Here is an 18,159-nt window from a genome sequence, read left to right as displayed (position 1 = left end):
TTATAGGGTTTCATGATAGAAATTTAACTTATTCATCTTCATAACCCCTTAAGGAAATTAGGGTAAGACTCAGGTATAAGCTAAGTTTTAACTCTGGTTCCCTATAGATTTACCACTTGAAACGTTAAAGTACTTTGCTATCGAAGCATTGAAAAAACTTAATTTTATTTAAAGCTATGTCGTGGTTTATCTATACATAGACACTGCACGAAAAATTAAAGCTTTTTCCCTCTCAAGCACTGCAAATACTTAACTTCATTTAAATCTATGCTGTGGCCTATCTATAGATAAGAATACCTAAAATCTTATATAACTTTAAACATAGAAAGCTCTTCAAATTAAGAGCAACTTAGATATTTATAGTACATTCAGGTTGAAAAGAATCAAATATTCCTTGTGATCATATTTTAAGAAAAGTCACTTTTAAAAAGATAGATTAAAAGTTAATGTTGATTCTTTATAGACTTACAAGGTAAAAGTGCATTTTATTCATTTCTAAAAATCCTTAAGGTAGCCAAAGTAGTGTTAATCTATGGGTTAAGTGTTGACTTAGGCTCTTATAAATCAAAGGGAAGTATATAAAGGATTAAATAACTATATTTATGTTAATACTGAGTACTAAGGAGGTCATAAATATGAAAATTGCGGTTTCACGAGAATATAATAATATTGCAAATGAATTATCTAAAAAGGGATATGATGTATATTTGGAAAACGAAAAATGTGGAAACTACGATGTTATTATCTGCGATTTAAAGAATGATGACTTAATTAAATACAATTTTGGAAGTACATATAAAAAGGATGGTACTTTAATTATTGATAAAGGAAGTAAGTCAACTAATGAAATAGAAAATATAATCAAGATGAGAGAGTATAATTTTAAAGATGTGAGTGTTCAAGAGGAAAATACAATATATACATCAGGAGAGCTATAGTGTTTCATGTGAAACATTTAAGAGTTTTGTAGTATTTCAAATAATAATATATTACTTATTGTTAAAAGAATTAATGCCATAGGTATAAGATGAGAGTTTAATAATTAGTAATAGCCCTCTTCTAAAGTTTAACTTTAGAAGAGGGCTATTTTAAGTTTAAAATCATTCTATAAATAATTCTTAAGGTACTTTTATTACTACAAATAAGATTCTAAATATATAAGTTGCAATATTATTTCTACATCATAAAATAATTTCAGGTAACTTATATTAAAGAGAATACAAAATACAATTAGAAATACTTATGCAATATCTTTATTACATTATATATAAGTATTTCTCTTCTTAAATTAGAAGAGAAATACAATAAGAATATTGTGATTTCAGTGACTTATTTGCTTAAGCTATGATAAATAAGTCACTTGATATGTTCTAATTCAATAAGCAATTGAATTAAAAGTATCTTATTTAGAGAAATGATAGGTTGCATATAAAAAAATTATAATTTCTTAATATAGATAGATATAATAGTTAAATAGATAAATTTGATTTTGATAAACTAAGTAAAGGTAGAAGGTATAATCATCTAGCTTTCTAAGTTACTAACTAAATCAGCAACTACATCTTTAGATAAATGGACGGAAGATTTCTTTCCACCAATAGTTTTTAATACAGTATGATAAATTCCAGTTGATATAGCCTCGGCAAGCTTCATAACAACATAAAGTCTAGTATTTTGAAGTACCATGAATTCTAGTGACCCAGATATGTTAACAATTCCAGTTATACTTAAGTCACCTACTTTAGGTAGGTCCTTATTTAATGCAGCACCAGGACTTAGTGGTTTTGATTCTATAACAACTTTTCCTACGTTTTGCAAAGCACCTAGGGAAGCATCAACTGCAATTACAAATGGATCTGTATGTTTTTTATAAATGTTATCTATTATATCTCTTATATTTTTAGCATGAACAGGATTTTCTAAGTTTCCATAAATGTGAATTTTATCTCTTACTAAGAATTTTAATTTATCACCTACTAGGGGACCTAAACTATCACCAGTGGATCTATCAGTTCCTATACATAAGATTACTATGTCTTTATTTAACTTAATTATAGGTAGTAACTCTTTGGATAAAGCTTCTCTAATGTTATAAGCACAATCATGAGATAAAGAATCAAAAGTTAGTTTATTAATCATAAATGAACCCCTCCTATATGAAATTATTGACATAGAAGAGGGGTTGTATACTTTTTAATATAAAATTTTTAAAAACACTTAAATTAACTAAGATATAATTACAAAATGAACAAGTTCATTTTGTGGAGCTGCTTTGGAGCAAATTTAAACTACCACCAAAGCAACTTCCACTTAAAAAAGATGGCAGACTTGAAACTTCCAAGATGTTGTTAAAAGGTTATAGAGTGTTAATTATCTTGTTAATAGAAGAAAGAGCATATTCTACATCCTTTGAATCATTAAAGTAACCAAAACTAAAACGTAGAGCTCCATTTGGATAGGTACCAATAGCTTTATGAGCTAAAGGGGCACAGTGAAGGCCAGTTCTTGTAGTTATGCCATACTGTGAATCTAAATAAAATCCAAGTTCGCTATTATCAATTTTACTTGAGTTCATAGATATAGTAGAAGTTCTATGAGAAGTACCCTTAGAATTATAAATATCTTTATGGCCATAAACCTGGATTGTAGGAATATTTAAAGCACCTTCTATAAACTGCTTAGTTAGGTAATCTTCATGTTCTTTTATTGTAGTTAAGCCCTCAGAATTAATAAACTTAATTCCTGCTAATAATCCTGCAATTGCAGGTCCGTTCATTGTACCACTTTCAAACTTATCAGGTAAGAAATTTGGCTGAAGTATATCTGAGGAAACACTTCCAGTACCACCCTCAATAAGTGAAGTACAAATCTCATTAAACTCATCACTTATTAAAAAGCCACCTATACCCTGTGGTCCAAACATACTTTTATGACCAGTAAATGCAAGTGCACTACAATTAAGTTCATGAAAATCTAAATCTAGAACTCCAGCAGTTTGAGCACTATCTATAATTAAATGAATTCCTCTTTCTTTACATATTTTACCTATTTCTTTCAAGGGTTGTATAGTACCAGTAACATTTGAGCCATGAGATAGTACTACTAGCTTTGAGTTTGATTTAAGTTTTTCCTTGAATTCATCTACACTAATTTCACCTAGATTATTAGCCTTTAGAATATCTAGTTCAATAGTTCCAGAGTTAGATAGGTTATGTAGAGTTCTTAAGGTACTATTATGATCCATAACGGAAGTAATAACGTGCCAGCCAGGCTTAACAGACCCCTTTATAAGCATATTTAAGGAATAAGTTATGTTAGGCGTGAAAATTAAGTTTTCAACTTTTTCAAAGTGAAAAAAGTTTGCTAAAGTATTTCTAGCTTCAAAAATTACCTTATTACCCTTAAGGGATGAACTAGATGCCCCTCTACCAGGATTTGAACCTATATTTGTCATATAGTTCATCATAGCATTATATACAGAAGTTGGTTTAGGAAAGGTTGTAGCAGCATTATCTAAATATATTTGCATAAAAGTAAGTCCTCCTTATTATGTTATTCCAGTTAATAGATTATTTAAATAGATATAAGTTATCTATTCATAATCTAAATAGTTATTACTCAATACCTTTGATATAATTAAATAATACACTAATAGAAATAAAATATATATGTATTAGTATAAGTATTATAGAGTAAAATTTCACTATTTTAAAATTTATTTAATTTAACACGTTAACAATTTAAAGTAGTGAGTTAAGTATTTCAAAAGCATTAGTTTAACATAAGTTTGTTAGTTTATGGTTAGAGTATTTATCTGTTTTGTATATAAGTTATTTATAAATGATTATAGTCTAATAAGGTTATAACTTATATAGTTAGTTATGTGCAAAAATTACTAATATATATAATAGAATAATAACATAATATTAAGGTTAATAAAAATATTTAAAATTCATAAAAACAAAGGGGGAAGACGTTAAGTCGATATTATGAGTAATATAATAAATTGTAAGGGAATGAATTGTCCACTTCCAGTAGTAAATACAAAAAAATATTTTGACACAATAGAAAGTGGAGCTAGCACTACTATAGTAGATAACGAGGTAGCTAAAAATAATATAGTTAAGTTTGCAGAAAACAGTGGATTTAAATATGAGATAGAGGAAAAAGATGGACTTTATCACATAACAATAGCAAAAGGTCAGATACAAGAAGAAGAAAAAGCTGTAGTTAATGAAAACTTAAGTAATGAAAAGTTTACAATTGTGATTGGCTCAGATAAATTAGGAAATGGTGATGATGACCTAGGAATAGCTCTTATGAAAAGTTATTTATTTGCTCTTTCAGAAGCAGATAAAATTCCAAGTAATTTAGTTTTTCTAAATAGCGGGGTAAAGCTTGTTGTAGAAGGTTCTCTAGTGCTAGAAAGCCTTGAAAAACTACAAGAAAGAGGCGTAAAAATCGAGAGTTGCGGATTGTGTCTTGATTTTTATAAGATTAAGGACACAATAAAAATTGGTGAAATTACGAACATGTATGCTATAATAGAGCTTATGAATAGTTCAAGGACAATAAAACTATAGATACATAGCAGGAGAGATGAGAATGAACAATTTTTATATTTTAACTTTTAATAATACTCATGAAGCAATGAAGGCGGAAAGCGCTTGTTTAAGTTCTCAAATTAAAGTTGTTATGATGCCAACACCTACTTATATAACAAAGAGCTGTGGAATAAGCCTTAGGATTGGTCAAAGTGATATCCAAGGTTTGAAAGAATTAGTAAATGATAACAAGTTAACCTATAAAGGTGCATTTCAGTTAAATGAAAATGTACTTAAGCAGATTGAGTTATAAAATATAAGTGATTAAAATAAGTAATATCTTTCATAGGTATTACTTATTTTTATATTTTTAAGTTATAATATTATAAACGTTATAACTTAGTTTTGATTATTTATAGTGGAATAGCTATAAATATAGCTAGATACTTATAGTTTAATCACCATAGATTATGTTAGAGTGAACAATTGAAAATATAAGACGTATGACTTACTATAAACTGAATTTATAACTTATGATAATGCACTTTCCTTTAGGAAACTGATATAATATAATGGAATAAAATAATTTAGCAAAGACCAAGTTCAGATATTTACTACTTAATTAAGGCATCTGAAAATAAATAACAAGTCAAAGATGAGAAGGATATTTTGAGTTAGACACGGAAATAGGTTCCTTAGATAGTAGAGCTATCTAAGGGTTCTGTTGACACAGTATAACACAAAATAGACGAGCATACTGACTTATTTATTTTTGAAGATGCCTAAAGCTACTATAAAAAGTACTTAATTATGTAATTCATAAATAGAGGGGAGAATAGTTAAATGAAAGAGTTTGATTTACATGATGTTGTTGAAACAAAGAAAACTCATCCCTGTGGAAGTAAGCAATGGGAAGTTATAAGAGTTGGAGCAGATGTTAAGATAAGGTGCTTAGGTTGTGATAGAATAGTTATGCTACCTAGAAATAAATTTGAAAATAGCATTAAAAAAATAATTAAAAAGGGCGAAGAAACTAAGGAAGTTAACTAGGCAAGCAGGGCAGTTTAGCTCTGCTTATTTTGTTATGAATAAGAGGAAATACCTGATTATTAAAGAAAGTGAACTCTCTTAAAAAGATTAGCCAATATTTTTAAAAGAATTGGCTAAATAGTGAAAATAAAGAGAATAACTATCTTCCAGTTTTAGGATAATACAAATAGAGAATTAAAATTATAATATATCTTAATTTATAAGTATATGTAATAATGTAAATATATAGTATAATAAGATATATCCATTTATTGTAAAAATATTAACCAGTTGATTTTTCTAATATTGCATAAATATATAAAAATAACTAAAATAGATTTATAGCCTCTGAGAAAGGGTGGTTTAGGTGAGAAAAGAAGATTTTAATATTATGTCCAATGTTAAAGTGGTAGAAGGTTTAAAAGCTGAGCTTCTATGTGCTATAGGAGACATTTTTAAACTTTTAAGTAAGGGCAGTAATATAGCACATGATGCACTACTAGACTGCATATCCGGTGCAATAATAATGTTATATATATTAGCAGAAAAATTAGGATATTCCCATCTAGCCGTTGATGAAAGTATGAAACGTAAGTTGAAAATTGGTATGGTTGAAGATGATCCGATGGAAAGAGAGGGAAAAAGTTTAAGTAAGCTTTACAATCACATAAGAGAAAGAAGTTAAAGGAGGGAATTATGGAAAAATCAAAATATAATACAAATGCCATGGTAGAAGCAGCATTTATGGCAGTATTTATTATTGTTATTATAATTATAACAGGATATGTGCCAGTATTATCTTACTTTGGAACATTGATTTTGCCTATACCCATTGCTGTATTATTTTTAAGACAAAATTTTAAAATCACCATAAGTTGCATAGTAGTAAGCACTATAATTACAGCACTTATGTTTAATCCAATAGTATCAATAAGTTCAGCAATAAGTTATTCTTTAGTTGGATTAACACTAGGGTACTGTATTAAAAATAAGAAAAGTTCTTATTTCACTATAATGCTACTAACTTTAACTTGCATTTTAACAACTATTATCACTGCGGCATTATTTCTTGTATTCGTAGAGAAAACCAGCTTAGTAGCATCATTAAAAGAATCAATGGATATGATTATAAGTAATTTTCAAGCTTCAGCAGAGGAAATAAAAGGTTATTATGCGAATATGGGAATTAGTAGTAAACAACTAGAACAGATGGATAAGAGTTTAGCACTAATAAATATAGAAAATATGTTAATTTTTTTACCTTCAAGTATTTTGGCTTATAGCTTTATATCAGCTTATGTAAATTATGTAGTTTCAATGATGATTTTAAAAAGGTTGAAATATGAGGTAAAGGAAGTTTTACATTTTAGTGAGTTTTATGTTTCTAACTTAATAGGAGCATTTTTAATAGGGATTACTTGTATTGGTATAATACTAAGTGGAAAGAATGTTCATGGAGCACAATTTTTTTATAAGGCAGTTTTTGCAGTAATGGGAGTTGTTTTTCTTTTAAATGGAATTGCAGCAACAGTATATTTTTTACGAAGAAAGAGACTATTATCTAAGAGAGTTACTTTTTTATTAATATTCCTTTCTTTTATCTTTGGATTAGGATATGTATATTTTACCATTGGTTTTGCAGAAATGATATTAGACTTTAGAAGACTAGACCCTTATAGAATGAGAAAGGTGTAGTTTATGGATAATAAAGAATTGAAATATAGTTTTTTTAACCTGGGTAGCAGTAAAGTTTACATGATGTTAATTGCTATATTAATAGGAATAATTTTTTACTTTAAACACTTTATAGTTGGTATTATGGCTTTAGTTTTTTATATTGTCCTCGTAGTTTATAATGTAATAACTATAAAGAATAAGAAATCTGAATTAAAGAAGTTTATTGAATCAGTATCTTCTAAAATGGATATAGCCACAACAAGTACTTTTGTTAAATTACCTTTTCCTTTAATAATGGTTGGTAATAAAGGAAATATACTTTGGTATAATCCTAACTTATCTTCAAAGCTTGAGGGAGAGCAAATCTTAGGAAAAAACATTAAAGAAGTAATAAAGGAATTTAATATAAAGCAGGTAATTGAGGGGAAAAGGGAAGTATATAATAATATCCAAATAAGAGATAGTTTTTATGATATATATATTAATATTATAGATATTGAAATTTCAAGTGATGAAAACGATAAGATAATATTATTATATTTTTATGATGTTACAGAAAAAGTAAAGCTATTAAAAAATATTAATGAAAATAAAGAAAGTATAATGCTCATTGAAGTAGACAATTTGGATGATGTTATAAAAAGTTCTACAGAGGGTACAGCTCCACAGTTAGTAGCAGATATTGAAAGAACTATAAACAGTTATGCTCAAAGCCTAGATGCAATGATTAGAAAATATGCATCTAACAAATATGTACTAACCACTAAAGATAAGCACATTGAGAAAGAAATGGAGAAAAAGTTTGAAATTTTAGACACCATTAGAGAGATTAATGTTGGAAATAAGTTAGCTGTAACATTAAGTATGGGTATTGGTCGTGGAGGAGAAACTCCAGCTCAAAACCATGACTTTGCAGTAATTGCTAAAGACTTAGCTTTGGGCCGTGGAGGAGATCAGGTAGTAGTAAAAAGTTTTGAAAAATTGTCCTTCTATGGTGGCAAAACTAAAGAAGTAGAAAAGAGAACTAAGGTTAGAGCAAGAGTTATAGGTCATGTATTACTTGACCTTATAAATGAAAGTAGTAATATATTTATAATGGGACATAAAAATCCTGACATAGATTGTCTTGGCTCTGCTATTGGAATGTATAGCATAATTAAATCCTTAAATAAGGAATGTTATGTAGTTCTAGATGGTCCTAACAATGCAGTTAAGCAGATGCTAGATATACTTGATGAGGATGAGAATTATGTTGATACCTTTATTAACATTGAAAAAACTAAATTGTATAAAAATGAAAAGAGTCTTCTAATATTAGTAGATGTTCATAATGAGGGGTATGTGCTTTCTATGGATGTGGTTAATTCCTTTGATAAGGTAGTAGTAATAGACCACCATAGAAAAGCTAAGGATTTTATACAAGGAACTTTACTTAGCTATATAGAGCCTTATGCATCCTCTACAGCAGAGCTAGTAACTGAAATGATTCAGTATATGGTAGAAAAGCCAAAACTAAGAAAAATTGAAGCTATTGGATTACTGGCTGGTATTTGCGTTGATACTAAGGATTTTTACTTTAAAACTGGTGTAAGAACTTTTGAAGCAGCAGCATTTTTAAGAAGACTTGGTGCAGATACCATAGACGTGAAAAGAATTTTCACAGATGATTTAAAAGTTTATTTAATGCGTGCTGAAATAATTAAGGCAGCACAGGTGAAAAATGGAATAGCAGTGGCAAAATGTCCTCCAAATATAGAAGATACTGTATTAACTGCCCAAGCAGCGGATGAATTGCTAAATATTACAGGTATCCAAGCATCCTTCGTTATTGTTAAAATGGAAGGAGACGCTTATATTAGCGGAAGATCACTTGGTGATATTAATGTGCAGGTAATACTAGAATCCTTAGGTGGGGGTGGGCATATGACCATGGCTGGTGCAAAGCTTAAATCTATGAGTTTAGATGAAGCTACAGACAGGTTAAATGATGCCATAGATAAATACTTAAGGGAAGGTGAAAAGTAATGAAAGTTATATTATTACAAGATGTTAAGGGAGTAGGAAAAAAAGGAGAGGTGATTAATGCTTCAGATGGATATGCAAGAAACTTTTTATTTCCTAAGAAATTAGCTCAAGAAGCCAATGATGTTAATATGCACATTTTAAATAAAAAGAATGAAGCAGATAGAAAGAAAAAACTTGCTGAAATTGAAGCAGCTCAAAAATTAGCTGGAGAACTTAGGGATAAAATTGTTAAGCTTACGGCTAAAGCAGGAGAGAATGGAAGGCTATTTGGAGCCATAACAAGCAAGGATATTGCTCAGGAACTTAACAAACAACATAATGTAGATATCGATAAAAAGAAAATTGTAATGGATACTATAAAGACTATGGGAACTTTCGATGTAGAGGTTAAACTATATCCAGAAGTATCTACAAAAATAAAGGTTGTTGTTTCAGAGTAATAGTTGCTAATTTTAAGAGCCGAAGGGAGGAAATGCATTAGGGGGCTTACGGTGCCTTCTAATGCGACTTAATTTTGAGATTACAATCTATTAATGAATTTAATACCTTTGATTTTGATAAAACAATATCTGTAGACATGCAAGTAGAAGTAATGTTTGAACTTATGCATAAGGTACTAGACGAAGGAACTATAAAGGCTAGGGTGGTTAAGTATAAGCTACAAAAGTATATTAATAGCAAGGATATTTATAAAAAACTATATGCCTTAAACAAAATTGTTACTAATGGCAAAGGAATAGAAATAACTCCTAACAGTAGTAATGCCTTAGAGGTTTTAGAAGCAACAAGTAAGGCTTTAAGTGATTTGGTAGCTAAAAGATATGTTCAAAATAAAATCGAAACTCAAGTGGAACAATACTTAATTGAAAAGCAAGATAAGTATGTAGAGGAACTAAGATTAGGCATCCTTAAAAAACAAAAAGGACCAGAGAATGCTAAGACATTAAAAAAATATGCAGAGTTAGAAGTTTTAGACTCTAAAAAACTTACAAAAAACATCATGTCCATGCTAAGACCTGAAGGTTTTTCAGAAATTATTGGACAAGATAGAGCTATAAAATCTTTAATTTCAAAAATGTCTTCTCCATACCCACAACATATTATTTTATATGGACCTCCTGGGGTTGGGAAAACTAGTGCAGCAAGACTTGCATTAGAAGAAGCTAGAAAGCTAAAATATACTCCTTATGATAAGGAAGCTAAGTTTGTGGAAGTGGATGGGACAACCTTAAGATGGGATCCAAGAGAAATCGCAAATCCACTTTTAGGCTCAGTACATGACCCTATTTATCAAGGAAGTAAAAGAGATTTAGCGGAAACAGGAATACCAGAACCAAAGCCAGGTCTTGTTACAGAGGCCCATGGCGGAGTATTATTTATAGATGAAATTGGAGAGTTAGATTCAACACTTCAAAACAAGCTATTAAAGGTTTTAGAAGATAAGAGAGTAGAGTTTTCATCTTCTTACTATGATCCAGACGATGAGAATACTCCTCAATATATAAAGTTTTTATTTGATAAGGGAGCTCCAGCGGATTTCGTTCTTATAGGAGCAACCACTAGAGAACCTGGAGAAATAAATCCAGCCTTAAGATCAAGATGTACTGAAGTATATTTTGAGCCACTTTCAACTAAAGATATAGAAAATATTGTATTAAATGCTGCTAAAAAGTTAAACCTTAAGCTAGAGGATGGTATTGCTAGGGAAATCAGTAGATATACCATAGAAGGAAGAAAAGCAGTTAATTTATTAGCAGATGTATATGGATATGTTTTATATAATAAAGGCTATAATGAAGATAAGGATACTCTTATAACTTTTGAGGACTTAAATGAAGTTATCTCAATAAGTAGGATGAAGCCTTATGAAGAGACAAATAACAATAGTGAAAAAGAAGTTGGACAAATATATGGACTTGGGGTTGCAGGATTTTTAGGCTCTACCTTAGAGATAGAAGCCGTAGTGTTTGAAGCTAAGGAAAAGGGAGCAGGAACTGTAAGGTTTAATGAGACTGCTGGATCCATGGCAAAAGACTCTGTATTTAATGCAGCTTCAGTTATAAGAAAAATAACAAATAAAGATATTAAAGATTATGATATACATGTAAATATTGTAGGTGGCGGAAAAATTGATGGACCTTCAGCAGGAGCTGCCATAACAGTATGTATAATCAGTGCGCTACTTAATAAACCTATAAGACAAGATATTGCAGTAACAGGGGAAGTATCTTTAAGGGGGAAGGTTAAACCAGTAGGAGGAATCTTCGAAAAAGTCTATGGTGCTAGAAGAAAAGGTATAAAAACCGTTGTTGTACCAAAGGATAATGAGAAGGAAGTTCCAGTTGGTCTTGAAGATATAGAAGTTCAGGTAGTATCAACTATCGAGGAATTATTAGATATAGTGTTTTAAAATATATTTTATAAATTTTAAACCCTGCTATAATTATATGGCAGGGTTATAATTTATAATTAATTAGACTTATATATTTTAATTTAGAAATACTTTGCAATTTATACATATTACTAGAAGGGAGATGATTACATGGAAGAACCTATTAGAAGTATGCCTCAAAATCTGGATGCAGAACAATCAGTGCTTGGGTCTATGCTTATAGATAAAACAGCTATTGCTCAAGCAGTAGAGGTATTAAATGCAGAGGATTTTTATAGAGATACCCATAAGGTGATTTTTAGTGCTATAAGAGACCTGTATCAGAAGGATACACCAGTAGATATGATAACCCTACTTGACTATTTACGATCCACAGAGAAGCTGGAGGAAGCTGGAGGAATAACTTACATAACAGAGATAAGTAACTCAGTACCAACCACAGCTAACATAAGTTCTTACATACAAATAGTGGAGGATAAATCTACCTTAAGAAAGCTTATAAGAACTTCTACAGAAATAATAGAGCAGAGTTACAATAAACAAGATAATGTTGAAGCAGTAATGGACTTAGCAGAGAAAAGAATATTTGGTCTTTCTCAAACGAAAAATTCAAGTGATTTTGAGCCAATGAATGTAGTGCTAGAAAGAGGATTTTTAGAGATTGAGAGAATGTTCAATAATAAAGGGGATACTACAGGAGTGCCAAGTGGGTTCAAGGATCTTGATGATAAAACTTCCGGTTTTCAAAGTGGAGACATGGTGCTTATTGCAGCAAGACCTTCTATGGGAAAAACTACCTTTGTTCTTAACTTAGCTCAACATGCAGCACTTAGAGCAGGAAAAAAGATAGCTATCTTTTCACTAGAGATGAGTAAAGAGCAGCTTGCCTATAAACTCTTGTGTGCAGAAGCTAATGTAGATATGTTAAGGCTTAGAACAGGTAATCTTGAAGATAAGGACTGGGAAAATATTGCAAGGGCTTCAGGTCCACTTGCAGCTGCTAAAATTTTCATAGATGATACTGCAGGTATTTCGGTTATGGAAATGCGTTCAAAGTGTAGAAGATTAAAGCTTGAACATGGTATAGACATGATAATTATTGACTATCTTCAGCTTATGAGTGGAAGTAATCCAGATAATAGACAACAAGAAGTATCTGAAATATCAAGAAGTATTAAAGCTATAGCAAAGGAAATGAAGTGTCCAGTAATTGCACTATCACAGCTTTCCCGTGCGCCGGAGCAAAGGGCAGATCATAGACCAATGTTATCTGACCTAAGGGAGTCTGGATCTATTGAGCAGGATGCTGACTTAGTTATGTTTTTATATAGAGATGAGTACTACAATAAGGAAACAGAAGAAAAAAATGTGGCTGAGTGTATAATTGCAAAACAAAGAAACGGCCCAGTTGGAACAGTGAGGCTTGCATGGCTTGGTCAATTCAGTAAGTTTGGAAATCTTGATGTGGTACATCAACAATAGATTTTTTCTATGGCTTGAAGCTATCTTAATATAGGAATTAAGTTTATTATTAACTTTATTAATCTTAAATTAAAAGTAATATAAAGATACAAATTAACATAAGGATATATATATAGTTTGATAAGTGAGGTGTTATCCTTATGTTATGTACTAAGTGTAACTTTATTAATGACAGTGGTGCACTTACATGTTCTAATTGTGGTCATAACCTTTTGGAGGAAGATGGACTTAATGAATTTAACTCTAAGGGTCAAGAGGTAAAAAAAGAGGAAAATGATACAATAGACTCATCAGAAAAAGAAGATGTAAGTAATAAAAAGTGGTCCGTAGTATTAATTTTATGTATCCTTTTAGGGTTAATTGGATTCCATAGGTTTTATGTAGGAAAAGGTGGCACTGCAATTCTAATGCTGTTAACCCTTGGTGGGTTTGGAATTTGGACTTTGGTAGATTTAGTGATTATATCCTTAAGTGAGTTTACAGACGAAGATGGAAGAAAAATAAAGAGAAGTAAAAGTTCTATTGAAGAGGCAGCATAGAAAGATGTGATTTTTAGTCACATCTTTTTCTCGATTATTATTGTATATTTTTTTTGAATTTGATAATATTCATTTATGTGATTATGTTTAAGAATATTTTATAATATGATTCTTTAAATTTTGTACTATTAATAGGAAGGGTAATAAAATCTTATTTACTATTTATTGTACAAAGGAATAAATATATTATAATTATAGGTACATAGTAATAATAGCACATAGACTCATTAAATCCAGGTTTGAGGAGAGATTACATGGTGTATAAAAAAATAGTAGATTTTAATAAAAACGATAAGATAGAAGGGTATTTCTTAGTAAAGACTGTAGATTGTAAGGTAACAAATAATAGCAGTACAAATAAATATTTAGACTTTAACCTTACAGATTCTACTGGAGAAATAAATGCAAAACTTTGGGAGTGGAGCAGTGAACTTGAACAAATGTTTAAGGATAACATGGTAGTAAAGGTTAGAGGAGTGGCTAATGAATATAGAGGTAAACTGCAGTTAAAGATTGAAAAAATAAGAAATATAACCTCTGAGGATAAAATTAATATTGATGATTTCGTACTGTCAGCACCCTATAAATCAGAAGATATGTTTGATACTATATTAGAGTTTATAGAGAAGATAGAAAATAAAGATATAAGAGGCATTGTAGAAAATATAATTTTACAATGTAGTAATAAGATGATGCACTATCCTGCAGCAAAATCCAACCACCATGCAATAAGGGGAGGTCTTTTATATCATACAACTACTATGCTAAAAGCAGGAGAAAAGCTTTTAGAAATTTATAGTCACTTAAATAAGGATCTTTTATATGCTGGAATTATTTTACACGACATTGCAAAAATTTATGAAATGGACTCTAGTGAATTAGGTATAGTTTCTCAATATACTACAGAAGGGCAGCTTTTAGGGCATATAATTCTTGGAATTAACCTGATAGATAGAGCTGGTAAAGAGTTAGAGGCAGATACTGAAGTTGTAATGTTACTTCAACATATGATTCTATCTCACCATTACGAACCTGAGTATGGAAGTCCTAAAAAGCCTATGATTCCAGAAGCTGAAATGCTTCATTATTTAGACATATTAGATGCTAGAATGTATGATATGCAAAAAGCATTACATGATGTAAATGAAGGAGATTTTTCAGAGAAAATTTATAGCTTAGAAAACATAACTTTATATAAGTCTAAGGTTAAATAAAGAACACCGTTTAAATTGCTTTTAAAGACAGTTTAAACGGTGTTTTCTGATTTGATAGACTAAAGTTATTTATAAGTATAGGGTTCCATGATAGAATTTCAACTTATTCATCTTCATAACCCCTTAAGGGAACCAGGGTAGGACTCATGTATAAGTTAAGTAATTAAATTAATTGAGCTTGCATATCTCTCTTCGAGAAAACACTGCTTGGCAGAGATAAATTAAATGTTGAAGTGGTTTCTCTATAAAGAACTATAGGTAATTTATAAGAAGTTTATTGTTAATAATTCATATATAAGAAATCACCTTTTGAATTGTTTACAAATTTAGCATAAATCTACGGAAGTAAGTAAAAAATTTAGATAATAACAGGATTTTTTTCACGAATTATTTAATTGTATTAAATATAAATATTCGTGTTTTCATTGACTAAAGTAAGTGAATTTTGTTAATATAATTATGGGGTGATAATAATGAATAACTTATATGATATTATAATCGTTGGCGCAGGCGCTAGTGGAATATTTTCAGCTTATGAGCTTACAGTTTTAAATTCTAAGGCAAAGGTTTTGATGATAGAAAAAGGTAATAGCTTAGAAAAGAGAAGATGCCCTATTAATGGAAAGACTATAAAAAGCTGTATCCATTGCAAATATTGCAATATAATGAATGGATATGGTGGAGCAGGAAGTCTTTCAGATGGAAAATATAATATTACAAACAATTTCGGTGGAGATTTATATAAACATATTGGTAAGGAAGAAGCTTTAGATTTAATGTATTATGTAGATAAAGTCCTTTGTGACAATGGTGGCAGTGATGCAAAACTATATTCTACAGCTAATAGCATGTTAAAAACTAAGGCGCTTCAACATGATTTGCATCTATTAGATGCAAAGGTAAGACATCTTGGTACAGACAGAAATCTTAAGATATTAGGAAATATGTATAATCACTTAAAAGAAAAAGTAGATATGATTTTCAATACAGAAGTCAAAGATATTTGTAAGGATGGAGAAGATTTCATAGTTGCTACTGATAATGGAGAGTATAAATGTAAAGACTTAATAGTAGCAAGCGGACGTTCAGGTTCTAAATGGATATCTAAGATTTGTGAGAAATTAGGAATAGAAACTAGAAGTAATAGAGTTGATATTGGGGTTAGAGTTGAACTTCCAGCTGCAGTGTTTGAACACATAACTTCAGAGGTATATGAGAGTAAAGTAGTTTATAGAACTAAGAAGTATGGAGATTTAGTTAGAACTTTTTGCATGAATCCTCATGGAGAGGTAGTAAATGAGAATACCAATGGAATAGTAACAGTAAATGGTCATAGCTATTCAAATCCAGAACTTCATACAGAAAATACAAACTTTGCACTGTTAGTTTCTAATAACTTTACTGAGCCTTTTAAAAACAGTAATGAGTATGGAGAGTCTATTGCAAGACTTAGCAATATGCTGGGTGGAGGAGTATTAGTTCAAAGATTTGGTGATTTGGTTAAAGGAAGAAGAACTAATGAACATAGGCTTAGCAAGAGCTTTACAAATCCAACTTTAAAGGCTACACCAGGAGATTTGAGCTTAGTAATTCCTAAACGCCAATTAGATGCTATAATAGAGATGATTTATGCTCTAGATAATATTGCACCAGGTAGTGCTAATGAAGATACTCTTTTATATGGTGTTGAGGTTAAGTTCTACAACTCAAATGTGGAAGTAGATAATAATTTAGAGACAAAAATAAAAGGTTTATACGTTCTTGGAGATGGATCAGGAGTAACTCACTCCTTGTCACAAGCTTCAGCTAGTGGAGTGTATGTGGCTAGAATTTTAGGCAAAAAGTATAATTAGTTTTTACCATTAATTTGTTTAATAATATATGATTTAGTAAAAGAAAGAGAGGAATTTTTATGTCATCATACGTAGTATTAGGAGCTCAATGGGGAGATGAAGGAAAGGGGAAGATGACTGATTATTTAGCAGAAACTGCAGAAGTAATTGTTAGATTCCAAGGCGGAAATAATGCAGGTCACACTGTTGAAGTAGGAGATAAACAATATAAGCTTCATCTTATACCTTCAGGCATATTATATAAGGATAAGTTGAATATTATTGCTAATGGTGTAGTGGTAGATCCTGAAGCGCTTTTTAAAGAGGTTGATTACCTAGGAGCTTTAGGTGAAGATATTACTCCAGAAAGATTATTAATTAGTGATAGAGCACAAGTTATCATGCCATATCATAAGTTACTTGATGGACTAAAAGAAGAAGCAAGAGGTAAAAATGATATTGGTACAACTAGAAAAGGCATAGGTCCTTGTTATACAGATAAGGTTGAAAGATGTGGAATTAGAATTTGTGATTTAATAAAACCTGAGGTGCTTAAGGTAAAGCTTGAAGAATATTTAGAGATGAAAAATACACTAATAGCAAAGGTTTATGATGGAGAGCAGCTTAATTTTAATGAAGTTTATGAGGCTTATGTTAAGTATGGAGAAAGAATAAAGCCATATGTTACAGATACTTCAGTTAAAATTTATGATAGCATAAAGGCAGGAAAAAAAGTGTTATTTGAGGGTGCTCAAGGAACACTTCTTGATATAGACTTTGGATCTTATCCTTATGTAACATCTTCTAATACTGTAGCTGGAGGCGTTTGTACTGGTGCAGGAATAGGGCCTACTATGGTTGATGGCGCAGTAGGAATTGTTAAAGGATACACTACAAGAGTAGGTAAAGGACCATTCCCAACGGAATTAAATGATGAAACAGGGGATTGGATTAGAGAAAAAGGCTTTGAGTATGGTACTACTACAGGAAGAAGTAGAAGATGTGGATGGCTTGACCTAGTAATACTTAAAACTGCAGCTAGAATTTCAGGATTAACAAGCTTTGGTATAACTAAGATAGACACTTTAGCTGGTCTTGAAAAACTTAAAGTATGTGTTGGATATAAGTTAGAGGACAAAGTTATAGATTACTTCCCAGCTAGCTTAGAAGATTTAGCTAAATGTGAGCCTGTATATGAAGAGTTTGATGGATGGGATGAAAGCATTAAGGATGCAAGAACCTATGAAGAACTACCTGAGAATGCAAAGATATACTTAAAGAGAATAGAGGAGTTTACAGGTGTTAATATTTCAATTATATCTGTGGGCCCAAGAAGAGATCAAACTATGATGGTGAATAAGTTATAATTAATTAAAACAAAAAAATATATAAAAAGGGCAACTGTTTAAGATAAAAAGTAATTTT

The 18,159-nt window shown here is 30.5% G+C and carries 16 protein-coding genes; 14 read left to right on the top strand and 2 right to left on the bottom strand.

Annotated elements, in window-relative coordinates; genetic code table 11:
* The first annotated feature begins 635 nt into the window (after positions 1–635).
* Positions 636–938 (top strand): YkuS family protein, encoded by a 303-nt coding sequence (locus C661_RS21650; RefSeq protein ID WP_017415145.1) that lies wholly within the window; start codon positions 636–638, stop codon positions 936–938.
* Positions 939–1,524: 586 nt separating this feature from the next.
* Here C661_RS21650 and yyaC read toward each other — a convergent pair.
* Positions 1,525–2,139: a spore protease YyaC gene (gene yyaC / locus C661_RS0109860; RefSeq protein ID WP_017415144.1), complete on the bottom strand. Its 615-nt coding sequence runs from the start codon at positions 2,137–2,139 to the stop codon at positions 1,525–1,527.
* 217 nt (positions 2,140–2,356) lie between these two features.
* Positions 2,357–3,529: an aminotransferase class V-fold PLP-dependent enzyme gene (locus C661_RS0109855; protein ID WP_017415143.1), complete on the bottom strand. Its 1,173-nt coding sequence runs from the start codon at positions 3,527–3,529 to the stop codon at positions 2,357–2,359.
* Between the two features lie 460 nt (positions 3,530–3,989).
* Here C661_RS0109855 and yedF point away from each other — a divergent pair, with 460 nt between their 5' ends.
* The 13 genes from yedF (at position 3,990) to C661_RS0109790 (ending at position 18,101) form a co-directional block, all read left to right on the top strand.
* Entirely contained in the window at positions 3,990–4,583 is a 594-nt protein-coding gene (yedF, locus tag C661_RS0109850; protein ID WP_017415142.1) for a sulfurtransferase-like selenium metabolism protein YedF, read from the top strand.
* Positions 4,584–4,605: 22 nt separating this feature from the next.
* The gene (locus C661_RS0109845) at positions 4,606–4,857 is read left to right on the top strand and encodes a putative Se/S carrier protein (RefSeq protein ID WP_017415141.1); all 252 of its coding nucleotides are present in this window, start codon (positions 4,606–4,608) and stop codon (positions 4,855–4,857) included.
* Positions 4,858–5,387: 530 nt separating this feature from the next.
* Entirely contained in the window at positions 5,388–5,594 is a 207-nt protein-coding gene (locus C661_RS0109840; RefSeq protein ID WP_017415140.1) for a DUF951 domain-containing protein, read from the top strand.
* Positions 5,595–5,940: 346 nt separating this feature from the next.
* Complete coding sequence (locus tag C661_RS0109835) at positions 5,941–6,258, top strand: MazG-like family protein (protein ID WP_017415139.1); 318 nt, start codon at positions 5,941–5,943, stop codon at positions 6,256–6,258.
* Between the two features lie 11 nt (positions 6,259–6,269).
* On the top strand, positions 6,270–7,268 hold the full coding sequence (locus tag C661_RS0109830) for a DUF2232 domain-containing protein (protein ID WP_017415138.1): 999 nt from the start codon (positions 6,270–6,272) through the stop codon (positions 7,266–7,268).
* A gap of 3 nt (positions 7,269–7,271) precedes the next feature.
* Complete coding sequence (locus tag C661_RS0109825) at positions 7,272–9,275, top strand: DHH family phosphoesterase (protein ID WP_017415137.1); 2,004 nt, start codon at positions 7,272–7,274, stop codon at positions 9,273–9,275.
* Positions 9,275–9,715: a 50S ribosomal protein L9 gene (rplI, locus tag C661_RS0109820; RefSeq protein WP_017415136.1), complete on the top strand. Its 441-nt coding sequence runs from the start codon at positions 9,275–9,277 to the stop codon at positions 9,713–9,715. The genes C661_RS0109825 and rplI overlap by 1 nt, the downstream gene beginning before the upstream one ends.
* A 137-nt stretch (positions 9,716–9,852) precedes the next feature.
* Positions 9,853–11,685, top strand: coding sequence for a Lon family ATP-dependent protease (gene lonC, locus C661_RS0109815; RefSeq protein ID WP_083861652.1), 1,833 nt, complete (start codon positions 9,853–9,855; stop codon positions 11,683–11,685).
* Between the two features lie 132 nt (positions 11,686–11,817).
* Positions 11,818–13,149 carry a replicative DNA helicase gene (locus tag C661_RS0109810; protein WP_017415134.1) on the top strand — a complete coding sequence of 444 codons (1,332 nt, stop codon included), beginning with the start codon at positions 11,818–11,820 and terminating at the stop codon, positions 13,147–13,149.
* A 140-nt stretch (positions 13,150–13,289) separates the two neighbouring features.
* Positions 13,290–13,688 carry a TM2 domain-containing protein gene (locus tag C661_RS23120; RefSeq protein WP_017415133.1) on the top strand — a complete coding sequence of 133 codons (399 nt, stop codon included), beginning with the start codon at positions 13,290–13,292 and terminating at the stop codon, positions 13,686–13,688.
* Positions 13,689–13,942: 254 nt separating this feature from the next.
* Positions 13,943–14,902 (top strand): 3'-5' exoribonuclease YhaM family protein, encoded by a 960-nt coding sequence (locus tag C661_RS0109800; protein WP_017415132.1) that lies wholly within the window; start codon positions 13,943–13,945, stop codon positions 14,900–14,902.
* A 473-nt stretch (positions 14,903–15,375) separates the two neighbouring features.
* On the top strand, positions 15,376–16,755 hold the full coding sequence (locus C661_RS0109795; protein ID WP_017415131.1) for an NAD(P)/FAD-dependent oxidoreductase: 1,380 nt from the start codon (positions 15,376–15,378) through the stop codon (positions 16,753–16,755).
* A gap of 59 nt (positions 16,756–16,814) precedes the next feature.
* On the top strand, positions 16,815–18,101 hold the full coding sequence (locus C661_RS0109790; RefSeq protein ID WP_017415130.1) for an adenylosuccinate synthase: 1,287 nt from the start codon (positions 16,815–16,817) through the stop codon (positions 18,099–18,101).
* The last annotated feature ends 58 nt before the right edge of the window (positions 18,102–18,159 follow it).

Source organism: Clostridium tunisiense TJ (assembly GCF_000300195.1).
In the GTDB taxonomy this organism is placed as follows: Bacteria; Bacillota; Clostridia; order Clostridiales; family Clostridiaceae; genus Clostridium_J; species Clostridium_J tunisiense.
This window is presented reverse-complemented; position numbering and strand designations above follow the sequence as displayed.